The organism is Phycisphaerae bacterium (assembly GCA_018003015.1).
Taxonomy (GTDB): domain Bacteria; phylum Planctomycetota; class Phycisphaerae; order UBA1845; family PWPN01; genus JAGNEZ01.
Genome location: JAGNEZ010000034.1, coordinates 27252 through 51876, shown reverse-complemented (window position 1 = coordinate 51876; position 24625 = coordinate 27252). Strand labels below are relative to the sequence as shown.

Annotated in this window: 18 protein-coding genes; 13 read left to right on the top strand and 5 right to left on the bottom strand. The window is 64.3% G+C overall.

The annotated features are described in order from the left end of the window. The first annotated feature begins 29 nt into the window (after positions 1–29). From KA354_15300 to KA354_15250, 11 genes are all read left to right on the top strand, one after another. Complete coding sequence (locus tag KA354_15300) at positions 30–506, top strand: chemotaxis protein CheD (protein ID MBP7936008.1); 477 nt, start codon at positions 30–32, stop codon at positions 504–506. Then, positions 503–1396: an HDOD domain-containing protein gene (locus KA354_15295; GenBank protein MBP7936007.1), complete on the top strand. Its 894-nt coding sequence runs from the start codon at positions 503–505 to the stop codon at positions 1394–1396. The genes KA354_15300 and KA354_15295 overlap by 4 nt, the downstream gene beginning before the upstream one ends. Positions 1397–1398: 2 nt before the next feature. Next, entirely contained in the window at positions 1399–1821 is a 423-nt protein-coding gene (locus KA354_15290) for a response regulator (GenBank protein MBP7936006.1), read from the top strand. Further along, positions 1781–2257, top strand: coding sequence for a chemotaxis protein CheX (locus KA354_15285; GenBank protein MBP7936005.1), 477 nt, complete (start codon positions 1781–1783; stop codon positions 2255–2257). The genes KA354_15290 and KA354_15285 overlap by 41 nt, the downstream gene beginning before the upstream one ends. 19 nt (positions 2258–2276) lie before the next feature. Next, positions 2277–3122 carry a protein-glutamate O-methyltransferase CheR gene (locus tag KA354_15280; GenBank protein ID MBP7936004.1) on the top strand — a complete coding sequence of 282 codons (846 nt, stop codon included), beginning with the start codon at positions 2277–2279 and terminating at the stop codon, positions 3120–3122. 40 nt (positions 3123–3162) lie between these two features. Further along, the gene (gene cheB / locus KA354_15275) at positions 3163–4242 is read left to right on the top strand and encodes a chemotaxis-specific protein-glutamate methyltransferase CheB (protein MBP7936003.1); all 1080 of its coding nucleotides are present in this window, start codon (positions 3163–3165) and stop codon (positions 4240–4242) included. Positions 4243–4511: 269 nt separating this feature from the next. Next, on the top strand, positions 4512–6218 hold the full coding sequence (locus KA354_15270) for a ribulokinase (protein MBP7936002.1): 1707 nt from the start codon (positions 4512–4514) through the stop codon (positions 6216–6218). 3 nt (positions 6219–6221) lie between these two features. Beyond that, positions 6222–6914, top strand: a complete 693-nt coding sequence (gene araD, locus KA354_15265) for an L-ribulose-5-phosphate 4-epimerase AraD (GenBank protein MBP7936001.1) — start codon at positions 6222–6224, stop codon at positions 6912–6914. 33 nt (positions 6915–6947) lie between these two features. After that, positions 6948–8444: an L-arabinose isomerase gene (araA, locus tag KA354_15260; protein MBP7936000.1), complete on the top strand. Its 1497-nt coding sequence runs from the start codon at positions 6948–6950 to the stop codon at positions 8442–8444. A gap of 241 nt (positions 8445–8685) precedes the next feature. Continuing rightward, entirely contained in the window at positions 8686–9684 is a 999-nt protein-coding gene (locus KA354_15255; protein ID MBP7935999.1) for an aspartate-semialdehyde dehydrogenase, read from the top strand. A 197-nt stretch (positions 9685–9881) separates the two neighbouring features. Beyond that, positions 9882–10697 carry a class I SAM-dependent methyltransferase gene (locus KA354_15250; GenBank protein MBP7935998.1) on the top strand — a complete coding sequence of 272 codons (816 nt, stop codon included), beginning with the start codon at positions 9882–9884 and terminating at the stop codon, positions 10695–10697. A 122-nt stretch (positions 10698–10819) separates the two neighbouring features. Here the strand turns inward: KA354_15250 and KA354_15245 are convergent, their stop codons facing one another. Beyond that, positions 10820–11857 (bottom strand): aspartate--ammonia ligase, encoded by a 1038-nt coding sequence (locus KA354_15245; GenBank protein MBP7935997.1) that lies wholly within the window; start codon positions 11855–11857, stop codon positions 10820–10822. Positions 11858–11930: 73 nt separating this feature from the next. Then, on the bottom strand, positions 11931–12512 hold the full coding sequence (locus tag KA354_15240) for a thymidine kinase (GenBank protein MBP7935996.1): 582 nt from the start codon (positions 12510–12512) through the stop codon (positions 11931–11933). 766 nt (positions 12513–13278) lie between these two features. Between KA354_15240 and KA354_15235 the strand changes: the two genes are divergently transcribed. Beyond that, positions 13279–13821: a hypothetical protein gene (locus KA354_15235; GenBank protein ID MBP7935995.1), complete on the top strand. Its 543-nt coding sequence runs from the start codon at positions 13279–13281 to the stop codon at positions 13819–13821. A gap of 78 nt (positions 13822–13899) precedes the next feature. Here KA354_15235 and KA354_15230 read toward each other — a convergent pair whose 3' ends face one another. From KA354_15230 to KA354_15220, 3 genes are all read right to left on the bottom strand, one after another. Further along, the gene (locus tag KA354_15230; GenBank protein ID MBP7935994.1) at positions 13900–15381 is read right to left on the bottom strand and encodes a discoidin domain-containing protein; all 1482 of its coding nucleotides are present in this window, start codon (positions 15379–15381) and stop codon (positions 13900–13902) included. 225 nt (positions 15382–15606) lie between these two features. Beyond that, on the bottom strand, positions 15607–16947 hold the full coding sequence (locus KA354_15225) for a hypothetical protein (protein MBP7935993.1): 1341 nt from the start codon (positions 16945–16947) through the stop codon (positions 15607–15609). Between the two features lie 481 nt (positions 16948–17428). Continuing rightward, positions 17429–20482, bottom strand: a complete 3054-nt coding sequence (locus KA354_15220; protein MBP7935992.1) for a hypothetical protein — start codon at positions 20480–20482, stop codon at positions 17429–17431. Between the two features lie 524 nt (positions 20483–21006). Between KA354_15220 and KA354_15215 the strand changes: the two genes are divergently transcribed. Then, positions 21007–24573: a DNA polymerase III subunit alpha gene (locus KA354_15215; protein ID MBP7935991.1), complete on the top strand. Its 3567-nt coding sequence runs from the start codon at positions 21007–21009 to the stop codon at positions 24571–24573. Positions 24574–24625 lie beyond the last annotated feature (52 nt).

Here is a 24625-nt window from a genome sequence, read left to right as displayed (position 1 = left end):
GACACCGGCCGAGCGGGGAGACGCGGGTTGTGATGGAAGTCGTCGACATCGCGGACATGGTGGTATCCGGCAACCCGCAGGATGTGCTGGTCACCCACTCCCTGGGAAGCTGCATCGGGGTCACCATCTGGGACCCGGAGGTCCACGTGGGAGGCATGATACACTATATGCTGCCTTCCTCAACCATCGCCCCCGAAAAGGCCAGGGCCAACCCGGCCATGTTCGCGGATACCGGCATCCCCGCCATGTTCCGGGCGGCTTACGAGCTCGGAGCCGTCAAGAAGCGGATCGTCGCCAAGGTGGCCGGCGGCTCCTCGCTGCTCGATGACAAGGGCACGTTCAATATCGGAAAACGCAACTACATCGCTCTGCGCAAGATCTTCTGGAAAAACGGCATCCTGATCGAGGCCGAGGACGTCGGCGGAGCCCACAGCCGCACCCTGAGACTATCGGTCGCCGACGGCCGGGTCACCGTCAGAAAACGCGACGGGGAGGTTGAGCTATGACCACTGTGGACGCCATCCTCGGCCGGGTACGCGAGATCCAGCCGTTGCCGGGTACGGTCCTCAAGCTGATCACCGTCGTCAACGACCCAAAGAGCACCGTGGAACAGATCGTCGAAACCATCCGCTACGATCAGGCCGTGACCAGCCAGATGCTCAGAATCGTCAACTCCGCCTTCTTCGGCCTCACCCGCCAGGTGTACTCCCTCAGCGACGCCATGCGCTGCCTGGGAACGACCAAGGTCCTCCAACTGGTCATGGCAGTGCACACCAACACGCTGCTCTGCAAGAGCCAGCCGGGCTACGGCTTGCCCCCAGGCACCCTCTGGAAACACTCCGTCGGCGTCGCCATCGCCTGCTCGTCCCTTTCCGAACACCTGGACTTCAACAACAAGAGCCTGCTGTTCACCGCCGGATTGCTCCACGACATCGGCAAGGTCATCCTCAACGAGTATGTGGCCGAGGAGTTCGCCGAGATCGCCCAACGAGTCAACGAAAACCACCTCAGCTTCGCCGAAGCCGAAAAACAGATCCTCGGCTTCTCACACGACGAGATCGGCGGCCGGGTGGCCGAGAAATGGCAGCTCCCCGAGGCGATCACCCTCGGCATCCGCCACCATCACAACCCCGCGGCCCTGGATCCGCCCAACAGCCTGGTCGACGCCCTGCACCTGGCCGACTGCGTGTGCCTGCTGCTGGGAATCGGACTCGGAGCCGACGAATTGTGCTACCGCGCCGACGAACGCGTCATGGCCCGGTACGGCATGGGCGAGCCCGACCTCGAAGTGATTGGCGCCCAGACCCTCATGGAACTGAAACGAGTGGAAAACATGTTCGACCAGGCCTCAACAAGCCAGGAACTCGATCCGGCGCTCGCAAGGCAGGAGGTCTAAAGATGTCACACGACGTCTTGATCGTGGATGATTCGGTAACGATTCGGCAGATGGTGAAGAAGACCCTGGACATCGCCGGACTCAACGTCGGCGAGGTCTATGAGGCCTCCAACGGGATCGAGGCCCTGGCCCAGCTCAACGACCATCCGGTGGCGGTGATGCTCGTGGACATCAACATGCCCACCATGAATGGAATCCAGCTCCTCACCCGCATGCGCGGCAACCGCAGGCTCAAGGATATCCCCATCGTGATCGTGTCCACCGAGGGGAGCCAGCAGCGAATCGCCGAGCTCGAGTCGATCGGGGCCTTCGGTTACGTCCGCAAACCGTTCCACCCCGAACAGCTCCGCGACGTGTTGAAACCCCTCCTCGGAGTCAAAGACCATGCCACAGACGAAAACGACACTGAAGGAACTCTTTTCTGAGATCCTGGCCAACCTGGCGTTCATGTTCACGGACGACGAGGAAAGCGAACCCTCCGACCAGGATGTCTGGCTGGAAACGAGCGTCCGCTACCTCGGCCCGAACCGCGGCACGCTGGTGTTCCACTGCCCCCGCCGGTTCACCACAGGACTGGCCGCCAACCTCCTCGGCGTCGACCCCGAGGCCCCCCAGGTCGACAACCAGTCCGAGGATGCCGTCAAGGAATTCATGAACATCCTCTGCGGCCAACTGGTCACCCAGTTCTTCGGCTCCCAGGACATCTACAACCTGAGCATCCCGCAATGCCGTGTCCTGCCGGAAGTGCCCGAGTTCATCGCCGCCCGGGACCCGAACGTCGCCAGCCTCTCCGTCGACGGCTCCCGCATCCAGCTGGTCCATCTCATCGAAGACCCAGCACCATCACCGGCCGGGGCCTAGGACACGCGAGGAGAAGGAAATGAACGCCGACACCCAGGATCTCACCCGAAATGACTACGAACTGATCCGCCGCTTGGTCTACGCCAAGAGCGGCATCAATCTCGGGGCCAACAAGATCCAGCTGGTCCGAGCCCGGCTCGGCAGGAAGGTCCGCACCGGCGAGTACAAGTCCTTCAGGCACTACTTCCGCACCATCGAGGAGGACCCGAGCGGAGAGAAGCTCTGCGAACTGCTCGACGCCATCACCACCAACACGACCCACCTGTTCCGGGAGATCCGCCACTTCCACCTGCTCAGCTCGATCATCAAGACGTGGGTCGAGGACCACAAGTGGCGCGCCGACAACCCGTGCCTGCGCATCTGGAGCGCGGCTTGCTCCAGCGGCGAGGAACCCCACTCCATCGCCATGATCGCCCACGATACCCTCCTTCAGCACCCGGGAATCGAGCTGAAGATCCTGGCCACCGATCTCTCCGTCAAGGTGCTCAGCCGAGCCAAGCTGGGCACCTACGAGATGCATCGGGTCGGCACCGTTCCGGCTAACCTGAAGACCAGGTACTTCCAGAGAATCCGCAGCGAGGACGGCCAATCCCTCCTCCAGCTGATCCCCGAACTGCGCAAAACCATTACCTTCTCGCGGTTCAACCTGATGACCCCCAGCTTCCCCTTCCGCCACGGCTTCCATGTCATCTTCTGCCGGAACGTCATGATCTACTTCGATCGCCAGACTCAGCACACCCTGGTCAACAAGCTGGCCAACCAGCTGCGGCCGGGGGGGGTCCTGATGATCGGGCACTCGGAGAGCCTCAACGGAATCGATCACCCGCTGAAGTACGTGGAACCCACCGTCTATCAGCGGCAGTGAACCCGGTCCAGGGGAATGAACCGGAGAATCGGAGTCTGGTGTGCGGAGAAGAGGTCCGGTTAAAGTCCTGATCGTCGATGACTCGCCACTCGTGCGGGCAACCCTCGTGCGAGCCCTGAGCGACGTGCGGACCGCACGCGTCATCGGGGCGGCCAAGGACCCCTACGAGGCCCGCGACCTCATCATCGCTTACCACCCCGACGTCATCATCCTCGATCTGCAGATGCCAAGAATGGACGGGCTGACCTTCCTCCGGAAACTCACCATCCACTATCCCGTCCCGGTCATCATGTGCAGCGACTCCACCCCCGCCGGCCATCTGGCCGCCCTCGAAGCCATCGAGGTCGGAGCCCTGGACGTGATCTTCAAGCCGGCCGCTCCCAACCGCCAGAGCCTGCAGCGACTGGGCGCCGAGCTCGCCGACAAACTCCGGGCCGCGTCCGTCTCCATCCCCGCCCCGCCACCCCTGCCGGTCAAGACCACCCCCCCGTCGTTTCGGTCCGCCGGCCTCGACCCCAACCGCTACCTCGTCGTCCTCGGAGCATCAACCGGAGGAACCGATGCCATCCGCCAGCTCCTGGTGGTCACACCTTCTGACTTCCCGCCGATCGCTATGGTCCAGCACATGCCTGCCGGCTTCACCGCCTCCTTCGCCCAGCACCTCGATCGGGCGGCCGCTCTGTCCGTCCGCGAGGCCGTGAACGGGGAAACCATCGACCCGGGAACCGCCCTCCTGGCCCGCGGCGACCACCAAATGCAGATCGTCACCGCCGGAACCGGCCTCCGCATCCGCTACACCGGCACCGACTTGGTCAATCGCCATTGCCCAAGCGTCGAAGTGCTGTTCGATTCCGCGGCCCGCATCACCACCCGCAAAGTCATCGGCGTGCTCCTCACCGGCATGGGCGCCGACGGGGCCCACGCCCTGCTCCGCCTCCACCAAGCCGGGGCAGTGACCATCGCCCAGGACCGACAGAGCTGCGTGGTCTACGGAATGCCCAAGGTCGCCGTCGATCTGGGCGCCGCCCAGTTTCAGTGCGCCCCGCGCGACGTGCCCGCCACCATCGTGAAGGCCCTCGGCGGCAGATCGCCGGCACCGGCCCCCGTGGCCACACCATAACACCACCCGCTTCGGACTACGCCCCCCCCGCCGCCTCCACCCGTCGGCCAGGCCTCCGGAAACATCACCTCGCACTCTCCAGCCGCCCCCGGCTGGCCCGCCAGACCACCTCGATGGGCCGGGCAACTTCGGTTATCATGCCCGGCAAGCGACGAGACTCCTGCTCGACAGGTAGATCGTGTCTTGCGTGGTCAGGGCGTGCCGGCCCGCCGCGGGCCGACGTGGCGTAACGAATCCCTCATCTCGGAAACAGGTGGAAGGAGTCATTCATGGGTGCGCGTTCCGGCAAAGGACGGCAGTTTGCTGTCGGCGTCGACTACGGGACAAACAGCGTCCGGACACTGGTGGTCGATCTCAGGGACGGCCGCGAAGTGGCCTCCAAGGTGTTCAACTACCCAAGCGGAGAAGCGGGAATCCTCCTCGACCCAAAGGACCCCAATTGCGCCCGGCAAAACCCCGCAGACTACCTCGCCGGCTTCTACGCATCGGTCCGCGGCGCAGTCGCTGCCGCCAAACGCCTCCCCGGCTTCAAGCCGGAAAACGTGGTCGGCATCGGCGTCGATACCACCGGCTCGACACCCATGCCGGTGGCCGCGGACGGCACCCCCCTGGCCCTGAAGCCAGCCTTCAAGAAGAACCTGGCCGCCCAGGCCTGGCTCTGGAAAGACCACACCGGCCACGCAGAGGCCGCCGAGATCACCCAAAAAGCCCGCTCCCACCCCGACGGCTACCTCCTCAAGTGCGGCGGAACCTATAGCAGCGAGTGGTACTGGTCCAAGCTCCTGCACTGCAAACGAACCGCACCCAAAGTCTTCGCCGCAGCGGCATCCTGGGTGGAGCTCGCCGACTTCGTGCCCGCGTTCATCACCGGAAACATGAACCCCGCCACCCTGCCACGCGGCATCTGCGCCGCCGGCCACAAGGCCATGTACCACGACCAGTGGGGCGGATTGCCGGGCACGGCATTCCTCGAGAGCCTCGATCCAGACCTGCCCCGGGCCGCCAACTGCTACGCCAGACCCGCCCTGCCCTCCGACCGGAAAGCCGGAAACCTGACCGCCGAGACGGCTAAGAAAGTCGGCCTGCCGGCCGGCATCCCCGTCGCGGTCGGCGCATTCGACGCCCACATGGGCGCCGTCGGCGCGGGCATCAAACCCGGCACCCTGGTCAAGATCATCGGCACAAGCACCTGCGACATGCTCGTCTCCCCGATGGACGGCCGCCTGGCGGACATCCCAGGAGTGTGCGGCATCGTGCCCGGCTCCATCGTGCCGGGCATGTACGGCCTGGAAGCCGGCCAGTCCGCCGTCGGCGACATCTTCAACTGGTTCGTCAAGCAGCTCGCCCCCGCCGCCTACGCGGCCAAGGGCGACGCCCACGTCAACCTCACCCGCCAGGCGGAGAAACTCAAACCCGGCGAGAGCGGCCTGGTGGCCCTGGACTGGAACAACGGCAACCGTACCATCCTCGTCGACCCCCTCCTTTCCGGACTCCTGATCGGCCAGACACTGCACACCAACGCCCCGGAAATCTACCGCGCCCTGGTCGAGGCCACGGCGTTCGGCGCCCTCACCATCATCAAGCGGTTCGAGGAGTACGGCATGGCCGTCAGCGAGGTGGTCAACTGCGGCGGCATCGCCGAAAAGAACCCCTTCGTCATGCAAATCTACGCCGACGTGTGCAACCGGCCTATGAAGATCAGCCGGTCGGCCCAGACCTGCGCCCTCGGCGCCGCTATCTTCGGCGCCGTCGTCGGCGGAGCCTACCCCGACGTACCTGCCGCCCAGCAGGCCATGACCGGGGTCAAACCCAAGGTCTATCGGCCACGCAAGCCCGCCGCCGATGTCTACGCCGAGCTCTACCGCATCTACCGGCAATTGCACGACGCGTTCGGAACCGCCGGCGGGGCCAGCCCTCTGCCGTCGGTCATGAAAGAGCTGATCGCCTTGCGATCCCGCGTCCGCCAGGAGGCCTGAGCCGTGCTCGATTCGCTCACAGAGGCGGTCTGCCGGGCAAACCGCGAGCTCGTGCATTGCGGGCTGGTCACCCTCACCTGGGGCAATACCAGCGCGATCGACCGCGACCGGGGACTGGTGGTCATCAAGCCCAGCGGCGTGGCCTACGACCTGCTCCAGCCGCCAGATATGTCCGTGGTCGATCTGGAAGGGAGAGTCGTCGAAGGCAAGTGGCGACCCTCGAGCGACACCCCAACCCACCTGCTCCTGTATCGCAGCTTCCCGCAGATCGGCGGAATCACCCACACGCACAGCCGGCACGCCACCATGTTCGCCCAGGCCCGGCGCGAGATCCCCTGCCTGGGCACAACCCACGCGGACCACTTCCGCGGCAACGTGCCGGTAACCCGGGCCTTGACCAAGGCGGAGGTCATGAGCGACTACGAGGCCAACACCGGCCGGGTGATCGTGGAGCGTTTCGCCACCCTCGATCCGGTGACCATGCCCGCCGTCCTGGTCGCAGGCCACGGACCGTTCACCTGGGGCACCGACGCCAGCGAGTCGGTCCGCAACGCCGTCGCCCTCGAGGCCGTCGCCGAGATCGCCCTGGGAACCCGGCTCATCGACCCCACCGCACCCGGCCTCGAACCGTTTGTCCTCGATAAGCACTACCAGCGCAAGCACGGACCGGCCGCCTATTATGGACAGAAGGAGTAAACCGATTCGGCCCAAGCCCGAGAGGAGACGATCATGGCATTCGATAACCTGGAAATATGGTTCATCACCGGCAGCCAGCATCTCTACGGAGAGGAGGCCCTTAACCAGGTGGCCGATAACAGCCGCCGGATGGTCGAAGGCTTGAACGCTTCCGCACGCTTGCCCTTCCGCTTGGTGTTCAAGCCGGTCGTGACCACCGCGGACTCGATTCTGCGGGTCTGCCGCGAGGCCAATGCCGCCCCCCATTGCGCCGGATTGATCACCTGGATGCATACCTTCTCGCCCGCAAAAATGTGGATCGCCGGCCTCCAGGCCCTCGACAAGCCCATGGCCCATCTGCATACCCAGTACAACCGCGACCTGCCCTGGGCCACAATCGACATGGACTTCATGAATCTCAACCAGGCCGCCCACGGCGACCGCGAGTTCGGCTTCATCTGCGCCCGCATGGAGCAGCCCCGCAAGGTGGTCGTCGGCCACTGGCAGGACCCAGAGGTCCAGGACCGGCTCGCCGTCTGGCAGCGGGCCGCCGCCGGCCTGCACGAACTGCGCAACCTGAAGGTCGCCCGCATCGGCGACAACATGCGACAGGTCGCCGTGACCGAGGGCGACAAGGTCGAGGCCCAGATCCGACTCGGCGTCGAAGTCAACGGCTACGGCATCGGCGACATGGTCCAATACATCAAGGACGTGTCCGACCCGGCCATCGATCGCCTCGTCGCCGAGTACGACGCCCAATACACGATGGCCACGCCGCTTCGCCCCGGCGGAGCGAAACGCGATGCCCTGCGCTACGCCGCCCGGGCTGAGCTCGGCCTCAAGGCCTTCCTCGACACCGGCGGCTTCAAGGCCTTTACCGACACCTTCGAGAACCTCCACGGCCTGGACCAGTTGCCCGGCATCGCCGCCCAGCGGCTGATGGCGGCCGGCTACGGCTTCGGCGCCGAGGGCGACTGGAAAACCGCCGCACTCCTCCGCGCCGTCAAAGTCATGGCCACCGGCCTCAAGGGCGGCACATCCTTCATGGAAGACTACACCTACCACCTGCACCCCTCCGGGCCAAAGGTGCTGGGCGCCCACATGCTGGAGGTCTGCCCGTCGCTGGCTGCCGCCACACCATCCTGCGAGGTCTACGCCCTGGGGATCGGCGGAAAGGCCGACCCCGTCCGACTGGTCTTCACCGCCCCCGCCGGACCCGGCATCAACATGGCCATGATCGACCTCGGCGACCGCTTCCGGCTGCTGGTCAACGAGATCGATGCGGTCGAATCAGACCAAGCCATGCCCCGCCTGCCCGTGGCCCGGGCCTTGTGGATCCCACGCCCGGACCTGAAAACCGCAGCCGCCGCGTGGATCTACGCCGGTGGACCCCACCACACCGTGCTCAGCCAGGCAATCACCACCGAGTGCTTCGAGGACTTCGCAGAAATGGCCGGCCTCGAATGCGTGCGGATCGACGGCGCAACCCGACTGGGCGATCTGCGAAACCAACTCCGCTGGAACCAGGCCTTCTTCGGCCGGGGCAAGTGACTGAACCGCAACTGGGATCTGGAATAGGGCCACGACTCGACAGATCCCCGAACCACGATCGTCCTAAGGCTCGGAACCACGAGGCCACGACCCGATTCGGCCAACCATTGCCCCGGCCGGCAAATCCGAATACAATGCTAAACTTCGCGCTGGTCGGGCTCGGGCGCTCCTAAGACAGGTAACCTGACGAATCAGGTGGGACACGAAACCCGGACCGGCGCGGCTGAGGAGTCCTCTCGAGATGGCTGGTCATGTCGCGGTCGTGGGCGCCACCGGTGCGGTGGGGCAAGAGTTCATTCGCGTCCTTGAGCAGAGGAAGTTCGCCTGCAGCAAGATGACCTTCCTCGCGTCGGCCCGGTCCGCAGGCAAAACGATTACCTTCAAGAGCGAACCGCACACGGTGGTTGAATTGACCGAGAACAGTTTCAAAGGCGTCGATATCGCCCTCTTCTCCGCCGGGGCTTCAATCAGCCGCAAGTTCGCCCCTATCGCCGCCCAGGCCGGCGCCGTGGTCGTGGACAACTCCTCCGCATTCCGCATGGATCCGAACGTCCCCCTGGTCGTGCCCGAGGTCAACCCCGAGGACATCAGCAAGCACAAGGGCATCATCGCCAACCCGAACTGCTCGACGATCATCATGGTCGTCCCCGTCTGGCCCCTCCACAAGCTCTGCCCGATCCAGCGGCTGGTGGTGAGCACCTACCAGGCGGCCAGCGGAGCCGGCTACCAGGCCATGGTCGAACTTGAGGAGCAGAGCCGCGATCTGCTCGCCGGCAAGAAGGTCACACCCCGAGTCCTGCCCCACCGCATCGCGTTCAATCTCTTCAGCCACAACTCGAAGATCACCGCCAACGGCTACAACGAAGAAGAGATGAAGATGGTCAACGAGACCCGCAAGATGTTCCACTGCGATGAGATCCAGGTCTCCGCAACCTGCGTTCGCGTCCCCGTGCCGCGGGCCCACTCCGAAGCGATCAACATCACCTTCGCCAGGCCGGTGACCGAGAAGCAGGTCTTCGAAACGCTCCGCTCCGCCCCGGGCACGCGCGTCGTGGACGATCGCGAGAAAAACTACTTCCCAATGCCCATCGACTCCAGCGACGGCGACGACGTGCTCGTCGGCCGCATCCGCCAGGACATCAGCCAGCCCGACGGCCGGGGCATCGACCTGTTCGTCAGCGGCGACCAGCTCCGCAAGGGCGCCGCCCTGAACGCGATCCAGATCGCGGAGCGGCTGTGAGCAGGTGCTGAGCTGAAAGTGCTGCGTGCCGGGCAGAAAAAGCGGGCGTGCTCAGCCCCCGGCTCCCGCCCACTTGCTGCTCGCCAGAGTGACCGGGCGGAGGATAACCGGAAAAGCCCCCCACACCCTGCACTTTCGAGGCGGTGACGTCTCGACGGGACGACGTCCCTTTTCGGCGTTTCGATTGCGGCTTCTCCATGCGTTCCCATCGCAGCCCCAACCAGCGCTATCACGACCGGGTCGCCAGGCGGTACGAGACCGTCTACGACGACGCCTACTGGCAGTGGCACGACGACCTGACCTGGGAGTACCTCAAACGTCACTTGCCAGCTAACGTCAACGCCCCGGCGGTCGACCTCGGTTGCGGCTCGGGCAAATGGGGCCGCAAACTGCTCAAGAGCGGCTACCGGGTCACCTTCGTCGACCTGTCCGCCAAAATGGTGGACGAGGCTCGTCGGCTTGCAGCCGAGATGGGCAGCGAACACAAAGCGGACTTCATCCAGGCCGACCTCATGGATCTCGCCGCCCTGCCGGCCGATCACTTCGCTTTCGCCATGGCGATGGGCGAACCGATCGGCCTGGCCGCGGATCCGCAGGCCGCCCTGCGGCAGATCGCCCGTTGCCTGGCACCCGGCGGCATCCTGGTCGCCACCCTGGACAACCGCGTGGCCTGCGTGGACTACTACCTCGAAAAAGGTCAGATCGAAGAACTGGAACGATTCCTTCGCAGCGGCCGGACCCACTGGCTGACCCGCGACCCGTCGGAGCGGTTCGAAGTCCATACCTTCGAGCCGGAACAGATCGCCAGAATGGTCACCATGACCGGACTCGAAATGCTGGAATTGACTGGCAAAACCGTCCTGCCGATGCGCCGCCACCGCGAACAACTCGAAGATCCGGCCACCCGCCGCCGCTGGGCAGCCGTCGAGAAACGCCTGGCCCGCGATCCCGCCAACCTCGCTCGTTGCCCCCATCTGCAGTTCGCGGCCCGAAAACCCGACCGTCAACCTTGATCCTCACGCCGCAATCCATCCCCTCAACGATGAGCCGGCATCTCGCCGCTCTAATGACCGACCGGCACCCTGCTCCACACTCCCGGTAACCACCGGCCCCACCACGCCCCCGCCCGGCCACCCTACAGCAGCACGATGCCCTTCTTCCTGAGCTCCTCTCGCCACCCGTCCGGCCAGAGGCTCGACTGCACCTCGCCGACGTGCGCCTTGCGCAGAAACAACATGCACAGCCGCGACTGGCCAATGCCGCCACCAATGGTCTGTGGCAGCTCCCCGGCCAGCAATCGACGATGGAACAGCAGGCTCGCTCGGTCACGCGTGCCGGTCAGCTCCAGTTGCCGAACCAGGGCCTCGGCGTCAACCCGAATGCCCATCGAGGATAACTCAAAACCACGCCCCAGCACCTGATTCCAGACAAATATGTCCCCATTGAGCCCCTTGCCGCCGGCCGTGGGCGTCGACCAGTCGTCATAGTCCGGGGCCCGGCCGTCGTGGGCCCGGCCGTCCGCAAGCTTCGACCCGATGCCAATCACGAACACGGCACCAAGCTCCCTGCAAACCCGATTCTCGCGATCACGCGGAGATAGATCCGGAAATCGCCGCTGCAACTCCTCCGTGTGTACAAAGTGAATCCGATCGGGCAGATAAGGCTTGATGACCGGATAGGCCTCCGAAACGCACTCCTCGGTGCGATGAATCACCTCGTAAATGCGCTCAACCACCCAGCGGAGGAAGTCCAGGTTCCGCTCGCCAGCGGACATGACCCGCTCCCAGTCCCACTGGTCCACGTAGATCGAATGCAGCTCGTCAAGCTTCTCGTCCGGGCGAATGGCGTTCATGTCCGTGTAGATCCCCTCCCCCGGACCAAAGCCGTAATCCGCGAGCGCCATCCGCTTCCACTTGGCCAGCGACTGCACAATCTCCGCCCGCCGATCGTCGAGATCCTTCACCGGAAACGAGATCGGCCGCTCGACCCCGTTGAGATTGTCATTGACCCCCGTGTCGGCAGGCACAAACAGCGGAGCACTGACCCGCTGCAGATTCAGAGCCGCGGACAGGTTGACCTGGAAAAACTCCTTGATCGTCCGAATCGCCCGCTCGGTCTGCCTCAGATCAAGCAACGGCCGATAGCCTTGACCGCCCGCCGAATCCAATCCCATGTCGAATCTCCTTCAACAGTCTCAATGCCCCCCGCGATCCCAGCGGCCGGCAGCAATCGGCACCAGACCCCCATCACCGCCTCAACTCGATCGGCGGAGCCTCAAAACAATCCCTGCAACGCGGCTCGTAGGCCTCCGCACCCCCCACCATGGTCAAGCCCGCCACCGGTACGCGCCGACAAGTGTATTCCGCCGGACGGCCGCACCGAGCACACACCGCCCGCGTGCGCGTGACCTCATCGGCAATCGCCTCGAGCTCCGGCATCGGCCCAAACGGCAAACCCCACGAATCGCGATCCAGCCCGCCCACCACCACCTGCCGCCCCTCCGCCGCCAGCTGACGGCAGGCATCCACCAGATCAGCGGTGAAGAACTGGGCTTCATCGATCACCACCAGCCGAGCCTCGCCCACCCTGCGGAGTATCTCCACGGCACTGGCTGCTCGGTAGGCCGCAACCCGCAAACCACTGTGCGCCACAATCTGGTCGGCTCCATAGCGGTCGTCGCAGGCGTGCTTGAAGGCCACAACCGACACACCAACCGCACCGGCCTGCTCAACCCGCCGAATCAGCCGCTCACTCTTGCCGCTGAACATGCAGCCACAGATGAGCTCGATCCTGCCCCGCCGCATCGCTCGATCCGTCACCGTGACCATGCATACCCCTGGTTACCACGAGCCACGCGAGCCCATTGTGACCGCGAACAGCCCGGGACACAAACACCCCACGGGGCATACCTGCAGACCCCCATCACCAACCCCCCATCGTCCGACTGTCCGCCCGGCACACTTCAATGTCACCCCAAGCCCCGGCGATCCCGCCAGAATCAGCCCACCTCCCAACCTGTCCGCCCGGGCCGCTGACCACGGCATACGCCCCCCAATCTCGAGCCCATTGCAGGTGTGCCCAGGCCAGGAGTCAACAAAAGCTCTCTCTAGAGGTATAGGAACAACCAAGAGGAAGGTGGCCGAAGCGACCGCAACAACGGAAAGAAGTCCATCCGCAGACGACGCCGATCACCCGCCTTCCGGGGAAGACCGGGCCCAGGTCAACATCGATCCCCCGAAACCGTGCGGCGGGCGCCAAACAACAACCCACGCCGGCACACCGTGTCCCCAGCCGGATCCCACCGTCCGGAACGACGGGACCGCAGCAGGCCGCATGGCCCGTCAACGTCTCCTAAGTTCATGTTCGACAAGCCTTTGTGGCTATAGAGCCTCCGGGAGCGCCCTCCAGTGCGTCACGACGTCATAAACCGCACACCCCGCTCAGACCATCGCTGATCACATAACCCATTATTAAAGAAGAACTTAAAGCCAGCCCAGAGCCTCGAACGCCGCATCCGCGCCCCGGGCACAATCCCTGCTCTCAACCAGGAGGGGAGAGAGGCCCCCAGGTCGGGGATCACAGGAGGAAGAAGACGTGGATCCTGTTTCAGCGATCGGAGGATACTCCGCCAGCATCCTGCCCCTCCGCACGAGCCCGATGACCGCCATGGACGGGGCGGTCGCAACGCCAGCCATGAAGTCCAGCCCCGCCTCCACCCAGCCGTCCGTGGGAGCGGCGGCCGGGGCCGGAAACGCGACGGCCACCCAGCTCGTCTCGTCCCAGCTGGTCAACGCATCCTCGGAAACACTCCTCATCTCCCAAACGCAGACTGCGGCGGTCAGCAACGAACTGCTCGGAGCAGTCCTGCTCATGCTGCTCATGGAATTCATGAAGACCCAGAACGAAGACGACAAAAAGAGCCTGCTGGCCTTGATGGCCGGTCTGGTTCAGCTCCAGCAACAGAACAGCACCCAACAGAGCACGTCGCTCTACTACTCCAGTTCCTCGCTGAGCATCGACTCCATCCAGAGCCAGATCGTCTCCACCGGCACGGTCAGCGGCGCCTACACCAACGCAGGCATCGAGCCCAGCGCCCGACCCGACACCGGCGGGGCGCGCGTCGACGCCGTGGCATAGCCAAATCAGAAAATCAAAAGACGGAAACCCCAGAAGGTCATGGCATCCGGACCCCGACTCGCCCCCAGACAATGCCGATCACTCATATGCCTCCAGCTCCGCGACGGCCATCTGGACACCCTTCTGGTCGGGGCCGTCAGGCTTCAAGGCACTGACTCTCAGCCAACGGGCCTGAACAGGCGCCAATTCAGCATCCACCAGACCGCCATCATGGTCGTCGACCGAGACCATGGTCTGCCAGGTCTTGCGGTCGGCCGAAACCTGAACACGCAGCTGTGTGGGGAAGCCGTCCTTCGCGAAAGATACCTTCACCCGCCGTACCGCACGCGCCTGCAGAAGGTCCACCTCGTAAGTCCAGGGCCATTCGCCGCCGGCCAGCGCGGTGGTGTCACCTCGACCGTCAACACCCAGCCTGGCGGGGTGAACGCCGCCGTTGACCTGCAGCTCGTGTGTGCCGTCCAGACTCAGCAATCGGGCGGGTTTGCGAAACGCCAAATTCCCCGGCGGAACGGCTGGACCTGTCTTCATCGCCGCGAGGCCGGGACGCAAAGCCTTCAGAATCTGCAACTGCGACCGATCCAGCCCCCCGTCCCGATACAGCAGCACATCGATCGACACCACACCGCCCCCGTTGTTCACATCGAACACGTACTCAATCAGCTCCTGCTTGGTGTAGCCGGTCCCCGCCATGCCCCATGCCGCCCCAATGTGACTTCGCCCGCAACCCAGAAACGATAGGATGTGCCATTGCTCGCCGTCGATCCACCGCGAGGCGGGCTGATCGTGAAATGCGTTCTCTTCCCCGCAAGTGAAGTCCTCATGAGGCGTGTAGCCCCGAACACCGTTCAGAACGCCGGGGTTCATGGCAATGATGCGTTTCGGGTTCCCGGCCTTCAGGGCTTTCGCGAGTACGCCAAGCTTCTCGTCGTCGTAGCCAATGAACGGATAGCAGCCGTCCGCCCACCAGCCGGCAACCCGCTCGCCGTACCGCTCACCGTACTCCTCAACCACACTCGCCCACTTCCTCACGTACTCCGTAGGAACCGGCACTTTCCAGCCCAGCGCGGCCGCGGCCTTCTCGTCCTCGCGCGGTCCATCGCCCGTCCAGTAGAGCATCAGGGGAATCCGCTTGCGGGCCAGAACCCCGTGCAACTCCGCAACGAGATCACGCGTGCAGCAGGACTCCCCCGGTCTGTAGCCGGTCAGCCGATCAAACGTGGCGTTCGGGGCAATGAGGAAACGCGTGCGCTGATGCATGGTGAAAATGACGTAGCCGGCTCCCGCCTCGGCCATGGCATCGGCGAAGCGGTCCACGTCGAACTCGCGAACACACTCCTCCCACGACGTCTGCCGGCCGAGACTCTGGACCTGCCGAGCATCGTTCTGGAGATCCCACAGATAGTGAACAAAGACACCGTAGCCGGACTTCTGGAACCAGTCGGTGTCGGGGTTGTGCGGACCGGCTCGCGAGATCGAGGGCTGGATACTCGCCGCGATCGCGGCGGCAACGGCGATCATGATCCGAAAACCGGTCAACGGTGGCGGAGAGCTTTGTCCCATGATCGGCAGGCTCCTCCCCAGGTCGGCATCACGGCATGACCGGATGAGCGCAAACCAGGATCCATGGGCACACCGTACCTCGCGGCTCGCGACCAATCAACAGGAGTGGCCGGCATGAACGCGATGAACACGTCCATGCCGGCCGGATGCGAACGCGACAGAAACTGCCCACCGGCCCCAGGCGCCTGCCCCCCCGGCCGGTCCCCCACCCATGACGCTCGGTTCTCACTCCTTCTTCGGCTCCTTGGCCGGCGCCGGATCACCTCCACCGCGCAACTCCCGGGCCACCTGCCGCAGAATCCGATTCCATTCGTCTACCTTGATCGGCTTGTCACCGTTCTCGTTGATCGCCTTCTTGAGCACTTCGCCAAAACGCTTGAACTCCTGCGGCTGGAGCTCGCCATCGCGATTGGCATCGAGCACCCCAAACAGCGGATTCACGTTGGGCCGAAGAACCGGCACCGCAGGAGCTCCTCCCGGGCCCTCGGCATCGACTCGACCGCGGCCCATGCCACGACCAACCCCGGCTTCGGGCCTGACGGCCTTCTTTTCAGCACCCGCCTCAGGCTTGGCACCTTCCGGCCCGCCAGGCCCGCCACCCAGACCACGCCCTCGCCCCTGTCCAAACCCCGCTCCGTACCCCGGACCCTGGCCAAACCCCAGGCCTGCTCCAGGACCCGGGCCCGCGCCAAAACCCTGCCCGCGACCGAACCCCTGGCCACGCCCTCGACCCTGACCAGGCTCCATCGGCCGGCCCGCGTCACCCCGGTCGCGGAGCACCGGCTTCTCTTTGTCGACAGGACGATCAACCTTGGGGCCGCCCTTGTCCTTCCTCGCAGGCCGATCCAGGACATCAGCACCCCGGTTGGCCATCACCCGTTTGCGAAGCCGGTTCTTCATCACACCGGCGTTCCCCTCACGCCCCAGCCCTAAGCCCCGTCCGGCGCCAAACTCACGCCCAACACCCAGACCGCGCCGCCCGTAGTCCCCGTACCTTGGCCCCATCATCGGACATTCCCACGGGCCGGAAGACCCCCTGCCCATCCCCTGGCGAAGCCGCTCTCGCATACCCGTCGGCCCGCCCATCCCGGGCAAGCCCCGGCCCATTCCCGGACCGCCAAAACCCCACGAACGACCCGCAGGCCCGAACCCCCCACGCCCACCCGCCGACTTGCCGTGCCCCAGCCACCGCGGACCCAAGCCCCCCCCGAACCCCCGTCCCGGTCGGTCCAGGCCTCGGTCAGCCCGACCCTGCATCGGGCCGCGACGGGCAAAGCCCACGCCACCCCTCAACCTGCTGCCCTCGATCATCCGCGGCAAGACCTGATCACGGAACGCCGCAACTCGCCGCTGCAATTCCGGCCGGAACTTCTCCACCAGCTCACGCATCCGCTGGTCAACCCGGCGGTCAATCATCTGCTGAATTCGTTTCTCGTCTCCCTCCCGATCCCGGGCCACCGCACGATCCCGCTCCTCTGATTCGCCGGCCGATGCCCCCCAGACCGACGGGATCGCCAACCAGGCCAACCCCACAACCAGCCATCCGATGCGTCTCGTCGCAAACATGACGAAAACCTCCCCTGTCAAGAGAACCTCTCGGTTCAACAATACCCCGTTGACACACGCTAAGTCTCGTACCCCGGTACGTGACCCCGAAGCCGACCGGCCCAAGCGAATCACCGCCCACCGGTGCGACCATACCCAGCCAAACGCTCCAGGTCGGGACTTATTTCCAGGGCCCCACTCGGCAAACGCCAACCCCGTCGCCACCGCTGAAAACACTTGAGCTGACCCCAATGTGACCACCACACACCAAAGCGCCCTCCGCAGCAAACCGACGTGGCCCTGCCGCCGCGATTCACTGTCCCCGCCCGGTACCTCAACCCCAGGCCTGGGCAGGGAGGCCTCTCCGCATCCGACCGATTTCCTCGTCGCTTGCCTGGCCCGTCAGACGGAAAACGCGGGATGGTGGGTCTCTCACGATGCGACGCGACGCATCACGCCCCCGAAACCTACCTCGCGGAATGAACGATCTCCCCTACGCCGGTCAGTCCATGCATTGCGGATCCGCTGCTCTGTTCGAGCCGCTGTAGCAGTGCTGGACGATTCCGAAGTCCGACTGGTCAACGTCGTTGTCGTGGTCCAGGTCCCGACCCACGCACCCGGGCGATACCGGCACGGCCGGCCCCGACGCGCAAGACGCTAACAAAAACACATCCGCCAGGTCAACGTCCCCGTCGCAGTCGGAGTCCGCCGGATGGCACGAAATGACCACCTGGCCCGAACAGCCGTCAGTTGGCGACGTCGTACCGAAAACGACACCGCCGCGCCCTACCGTATAGGCGGGGTCAAAGTAGATTTCCAGCCGGTCACCGACGTAGTTGATCTGGGCACCGAAGGGGGGAGCCAATGGCCCAAGCCGCTGAAAGAGAGCCTGACAGATGATCGGCCCTTCAGTCTGAAAATCGAGTTCCTGGGCGGAAACGAGCGCGGTCAGCTCGCCGACGTCGGTCACGATTCCGGCGGTGAAAACCGCCGGCTGGTGAAGGCCGTCATACGGTTCGAATGATCCGGCAAACGCAATCTGTCCGCTGCGGGTGCCCGCCGTGGTCAGCTTGTCCTGGACCTCCGCGCTCGTTCCGGTCGCGAAGCGGATGGAAGTCTCCGGAAGAAAACCGTTCAGGGTGAACGAGTCCGTGCCGGCGCTCGTCGGATAGTATTGGGGATGCTGCAACACCAGCGTGGAAACCAGATGGTCGCGCTTCTGCTCGGCACTCATGGCCGAGGGAATGAAGAGCTCGAAAACCTCGCCGGTCGGCAACACCTCAATCCTGGCGGACCCCGGAGAGGCCGCCGAGCAGGTGAAGGTGACCGGATGCCCGAAGGGCTCCGGCGGGAACGCCGGTCCAACGGAGAAGACTGAGCCGTCCGCAGCTTCCCATTCCACCGCCCCGCTTCCCGCAGAAAAGAAGTTCGGCCCGCTGTTGATGATGGGAAAGGCCGGCGGCGCGTATTGCCAGCCGTGGGCCGCCTTCTGCTGAACAACGTAAGGCGACACATCGGGCAACGGCGGCGTCGCCAGCCCACCACTAATCGGTGCGAAGACGAACCTGGGCCGAACCTGCAATGTGCTCGTGAAAGTCCCGCCGTTCGGCGAATCCCGCACGATCACCATCGAACCCATCGCCGGGAAATCGGCGTCCAGGCTCATCGACACGTCAAACAACTCGCTCGAAACCAACTGGGCACCACCATCCTCCAGCATCCGGATGATCGGAGACGACAAGACCGTTGCCCCACCCGCCTGCAGGACAAATGCGAGATCAAAGGAGCTCTTACCCGGGTGTGATATGATCTCAACCGACTGGAACTGAAGCGGCTGCTCAGGAGGAATCAAGCCCTGAATGTGGTGGTAACTCGTTGCCAGCCCGTCCAGAGAAACCGCAAACACAACATCGAAAAACGAGGGACTGTACTGCACCGTCGGCGGTTCCATGAAAGGCAACTCGAGCCCGCTCGGCGTGGTGATCCTGCACCGCACGCTGGCTCCGCTGATTGGCGGCAGAACGGGTATCGAGAGCGTCGGCTGAAAAAAGACCTCGAGAACCGCTTGCGGACCATACCCGCCGACTTCACCGCCTAGATCGCTCGCCAGCATCAGCAGCATCATGTCCGGCGGAATTGGATCTACGGGCGATGTCTCGCGGACGCCCAGGATGGACACCCCGCCATCCTCGCTTAGGTTGGCCTTGATGGTCTGCGTCCCGTGGGTCTGACTTGTGGGCACGAATACGTCAAACCAGAGTGGGTGATTCTCCTGGTAGGTCACCGTGATCGGGTCAACGCTGACCAGGCTCAGTTCCCGAAGTTCAATCGGAATCGTGTCTCCGGAGCCGTCGCTCGGCAGATACGCTTCGCCGTGCCGCCGAACGATCGTGTCGGCGTTGCTCACCGTCGGATCCACCGGCATGCCCCTCATCAGGACGGTGCCGGTGAAAGGCTCCGACCCTGGCCCGAAAAAGCCCGCGGGAATGGCCGGAACTGTACCCCCGCCGAAAGTCACCTCCGCCGCGATCGTCCGGTAGTAGTCGTCGGACGATCGGCCGTCGAGGTAATCCGCGATATCCAGAACCTCGGTCAGCGGTGTCTCGGGAGGATGATCGCCCACCACCAGCATGGAGTTGTCCGCATCCTCCAGCAGCGCGAGACCGCTGCGGACGCTGCTGATGCCGCTGCATTCACCGGTGTGCTCGGGCCGTATCGTGTAACGCTGGTAAATGTGCCCTCCGACATAGGCGCCGGTGGTCTCAAACGGAAAGCACCACCGGCCACCCGGTGGAATGCACACCGGAGGCCGCCCGGACACATCCGCCACCGGCTCGATGCCCGACCAGTCGATGTCGGTGTCCGCGTTCACATAGGAAGTCATCGAAGCCAGCAGCTTCAGCTCCTCCAGCACCACCCAGCGGGTATCGTCATTCTCAACGCACACCATGTGTATCCAGTTGCCGCTGCCCCCGTCATCCTCCTGGGCACCTTGACCACCGCTTCCTCCTGGAACCCGGCTCCCGCCACCGCCACCCTTGTACGGACGCACAATCCGCCATCCGCCGGCCGGGGGACCGCCCCCACCCCCACCACCCGGCGGAAGAGGCGTGCCATCCGACGTGAAGTAGGTATCCTTGAACTTGATGCAGTTCCGCTCGTTCATGCACAGGCAGACTTGCACACTGATCGTGCCACCCGGCGGAATCGGGGCACAACTCGAACCACTGACCGACGCGCCGTGGTTGCCCGGCGGCGGCGTCGGGGTCCCGTTGTCCGTCCCCAGCGAGATGCTCATGCTGTCACAACCGGCAATGCTCGCCGTCGCACCCATCACCTGCACACTCGGACGGTCGTTCTGGTACATGTAAAAATGAAAGTCATTGGCCGCCGCACCACTGGTGTTCTTCACCGTCACCGTGCCGCAGACCCTGACCGTCCCCGGCCCGCAGTCACCAGTGGCGGCAGAGCCGGCCCACACCGGTCGGGCGACCAGCCACAGTCCCAGCCCAATGCCAACGGCCAAACGCCTCACGCGCATCGATTCCTGCCTCATGGTATCCCTCCCATCAAACAGAGGACGAGCCTGCGCTTGCATTCGCTTCTCCCGCCACACCCGTGTCGCCGAGGACATCGTCCACGGGCAGACCGGCCAAAAGAACCGACCGAACACTGATGGGCGCCGCTCCGAGTGTAGCACGACCACGGCGAACCGGCCCCAGCCAGCCGTTCCGATCAGAGCAGAAAACACTCATTCCGAGGAATCCTGCATCACCCACGCCTTCGGATCCGAACGACCAGGTGCAAACACGTCACCCAAGCCGTCAATCGCCTCTCCGTCCGGTTTCGGATCACCCCGACCGAAGCCCTCCGCCCCGGCGTGAGCCGCAAGACGATACCCAACCCACTGAACCAACCCGAAGCTGCCCGCAAGACCACAAGTGTGCGGCGCAAAGAAATTCACAGCACCCCGCACCGGGACCTGCCGACAGGCTTGCTCGGGGGGTCCCCCGGAACGTAGAATCCCCCATCAAGAAACCGACGGACCGAACGGGATCACCCAGGGAGGCGGGCTTGGCCGTGGCATTACCCTCAACCTTCACCCACCTGCACCTGCACACCCACCTGAGCCTGCTCGACGGGGCCACTCGGATCGATGACCTCATGGTCAAGGTCAAGGCCGACGGCGGCAAGGCCGTGGCTATGACCGACCACGGCAACCTGTTCGCCGTGGTACCGTTCTACGAGGCCGCCCGCAAAGCCGGCGTCAAGCCGATCATCGGCCTCGAAACCTACATGGCCCCCGGCGACCGGCGGAGCAAGGAAACCAAGGGCGTCGCCGACGCGAGCTACCATCTGCTCCTCCTGGCCCGCGATAACACCGGCTACCGCAACCTCCTCAAGCTCAGCTCCATCGCCTACCGCGAGGGCTTCTACTACAAGCCACGCATCGACAAGGACGTGCTCCGGGAACACGCCCGCGGCCTCATCTGCACCAGCGCCTGCCTGGGCGGCGAGATCCCCCAGGCCCTCCTCGCCGACCGCCCCAAGGACGCCGAGGCAATCGCCAGAATCTACCTGGGCATCTTCGGCGCAGACAACTTCTACATCGAACTCCAGGACCACGGCCTCCCCGAACAGAAAACCGTCAACCCTCTCCTCCACGACCTCGCCCGCCGGCTGGGCATCGGCGTCACCGTCGCCAACGACGTCCACTACCTCAGCCCAGACGACGTCCGCGCCCACGACGTGCTCTGCTGCATCAACACCGGGGCCAAACTCACAGACGAAAAACGCTTCAAGTTCGATTCCGACCAGTTCTACCTCAAGAGCCGCGCCGAAATGCAGGAGCTGTTCAAGGACTATCCCGACGCCCTGAACACCACCGAACGCCTCGCTGACCGGTGCAACGTCAATATCGAGTTCGGTAAAACCCACGCCCCCGTCTACCACGTCCCCGCCGGTAAAACCGACCGCGATTATCTGCGCGAACTGGTGTACGCCGGCGCAGCCCGAAAATACACCGAGATCACACCCGAAATCCGCGAACGCATCGACTACGAGCTCGAGGTCATCGGGTCCAAGGGATTCTCCAGCTACTTCCTGATCGTCTGGGATTTCGTCAGCTACGCCCGCGCCGAGGGAATCCCCTGCGGGGCCAGAGGCAGCGGCTGCTCCACCGTCGTCGGCTACTGCCTCAATCTGTCCGCGCCCGACCCCCTCCGCTACGAACTCTACTTCGAACGGTTCATGGACCCCGACCGCGACGAAATGCCCGATATCGATATCGATATCTGCCAGGTCGGCCGCGAACGGGTCATCGAGTACGTCCGCAAGCAATACGGCCACGTCGCCCAGGTCATCACCTACGGAACGCTCAAGGCCAAGGCCGTGGTCAAGGACGTCAGCCGCGTCATGGGCCTGGGCTTCGAGGAGGCTAACGCACTCACCAAGCTCATTCCCGAAGAACTGAAGATGACCGTCGACAAGGCGATGAGCCAGGAACCGGAACTCCAGCGGCTCTACAAGGAAAACGACAAGATCCGCGACGTCATCGACATCAGCAAGCGGCTCGAAGGCCTCGCCCGCCACGTCGGCGTGCACGCCGCCGCCGTGGTCATCAGCGACAACCCCTTAGACGATCTCGTGCCACTGTATCGGGCGGAAAACTCGGAACAGACCGTCACCCAGTTCGACGGGCCCGCCGTCGAGAAGTGCGGCCTGCTCAAGATGGACCTCCTGGGCCTCAAGACGCTGAGCGTCATCGAGCACGCCCGTCAACTGGTCAGGCAGAACCACGACCTGGACCTCGATCTGGAAAGACTCGACCTCACCGACCAGAAGGTCTTTACCTTGTTCGCCCGCGGCGATACCAAAGGCGTGTTCCAGTTCGAGTCCGGCGGCATGCGCGACGTGCTCATGAAAATGCGCCCCACCTGCGTCGAAGACCTGATCGCCGCAAACGCCCTCTATCGACCCGGCCCCATGGCCTACATCGACCAGTACGTGGCCCGCAAGCACGGCGACAAGTGGACCACGCCCCACCCCATCATGACCGAGGTACTCAGAGAAACCTACGGCATCATGGTCTACCAGGAACAGGTGTCGCGACTGGTCAACCGGCTCGGCGGAATCGAGCTCAAGAAAGCCTTCCGCCTGGCCAAGGCGATCAGCAAGAAGAAGACCAGCATCATCGAGTCGATGCGCGAACCTTTCCTCGTCGGCGTCGGCCAGAAAGGCGTCAAACGCGAGGTGGCCGAGCAGATCTTCACCGATGTCCTCGAGTTCGGTAAGTACGCCTTCAACAAGGCCCACGCAACCGGTTACGCCCTGGTCGCCTTCCAAACCGCCTTCCTCAAGGTCTACTATCCGGCCGAGTACATGGCCGCCCTGCTTGCCTTCGAAATGGACTCGACCGACAAGATCGTCGAGCACATCGAAGAGTGCAAGAAAATGGGCATCGACATCGCCCCACCCGACGTGAACGTGTCCCAGGAAACCTTCACCGTGGTCCGCGGCAAGGGCGACCGGCCCATCATCCGCTTCGGGCTCGCGGCCATCAAGGGCGTCGGCAGCAAGGCCGTCGCGGCAATCCTCGCCGCCAGAGAGAAGGGAGGAGCGTTCCGCTCCATCTTCGATTTCTGCGAGCGGGTGGACCTGGCCTCCGTCAACCGGGCGGTCCTCGAAGCCCTGATCAAGTGCGGAGCATTCGACTCCACCGGCGCGATGCGCAAGGCCCTCATGCTCGTGCTCGACGACGCCATCGCCCAGGGAGCCGCGCTCGCAGCCGATCGTCGCAGCGGGCAAATGTCCCTGTTCGGCGGGCCGGGCATCGAGAAAATCGAACCCAAAATGCCCAAAGCCCAGTGGAACGAGGCCGAAATGCTCGCCCACGAGAAAGCAGTCCTGGGCTTCTACGTGACCCGACACCCCCTCAGCGCCCACCAGGAAACACTCCGCAAGTACGCCTCCGCCCGAACCATCGATCTGGTCCGATTCACCGACGGCTCCGAAGTCACCGTCGGCGGAATGATCAGCAAGATGCGAAACGTCCCCATCAAGAACGGAACCAGCGCCGGCAAGAAAATGGGCATCGTCACCCTCGAGGACCTGCACGGCCAGATCGAGGTCATCCTCTTTCCCAAGGAGTTGGAGAAGTTCCAGGCCCAGCTCGCCCTGGAGACGGTCGTCTTCTTCAAGGGTCAGGTCGACCGCCGACGACAGGAGCCCTCCCTGCGCGTCAACGACCTCATCCCCCTCGAGGCCGCCGACGAACGGCTCAGCTCGATGGTCCTGCTCCGCCTCGGCGACGATACCCCCGAACAAACGCTCAAGACCCTCCAGCAGACCATCCGCAGGTTCTCCGGCGACAAGCCGGTCTTCCTGGAACTCTGGACCAAGGAACGGGTCAAGGTGACCGTGCGAGCCAACCCGGACTACTATGTCCGCCCGACACCGGAATTCAGACAGGCCATCAGCCAACTCATCGGCCCAGAACGACTCGCCATTCTCTCCGCCATCCGCCAGACCACCCCCACCACACCACCTCCCCCACCACCCTCGCCCGAGCAATCCTGGCGCCCACACGCCAACGACTACGACGCCTCCGATGAAACCCTGTCAGACGCCGCCTCCCCCTCCGATTGACCGGCGTGGTCGACCCGCCAACAGACGGCCTGCTGGAAACCTTCAAGACCAT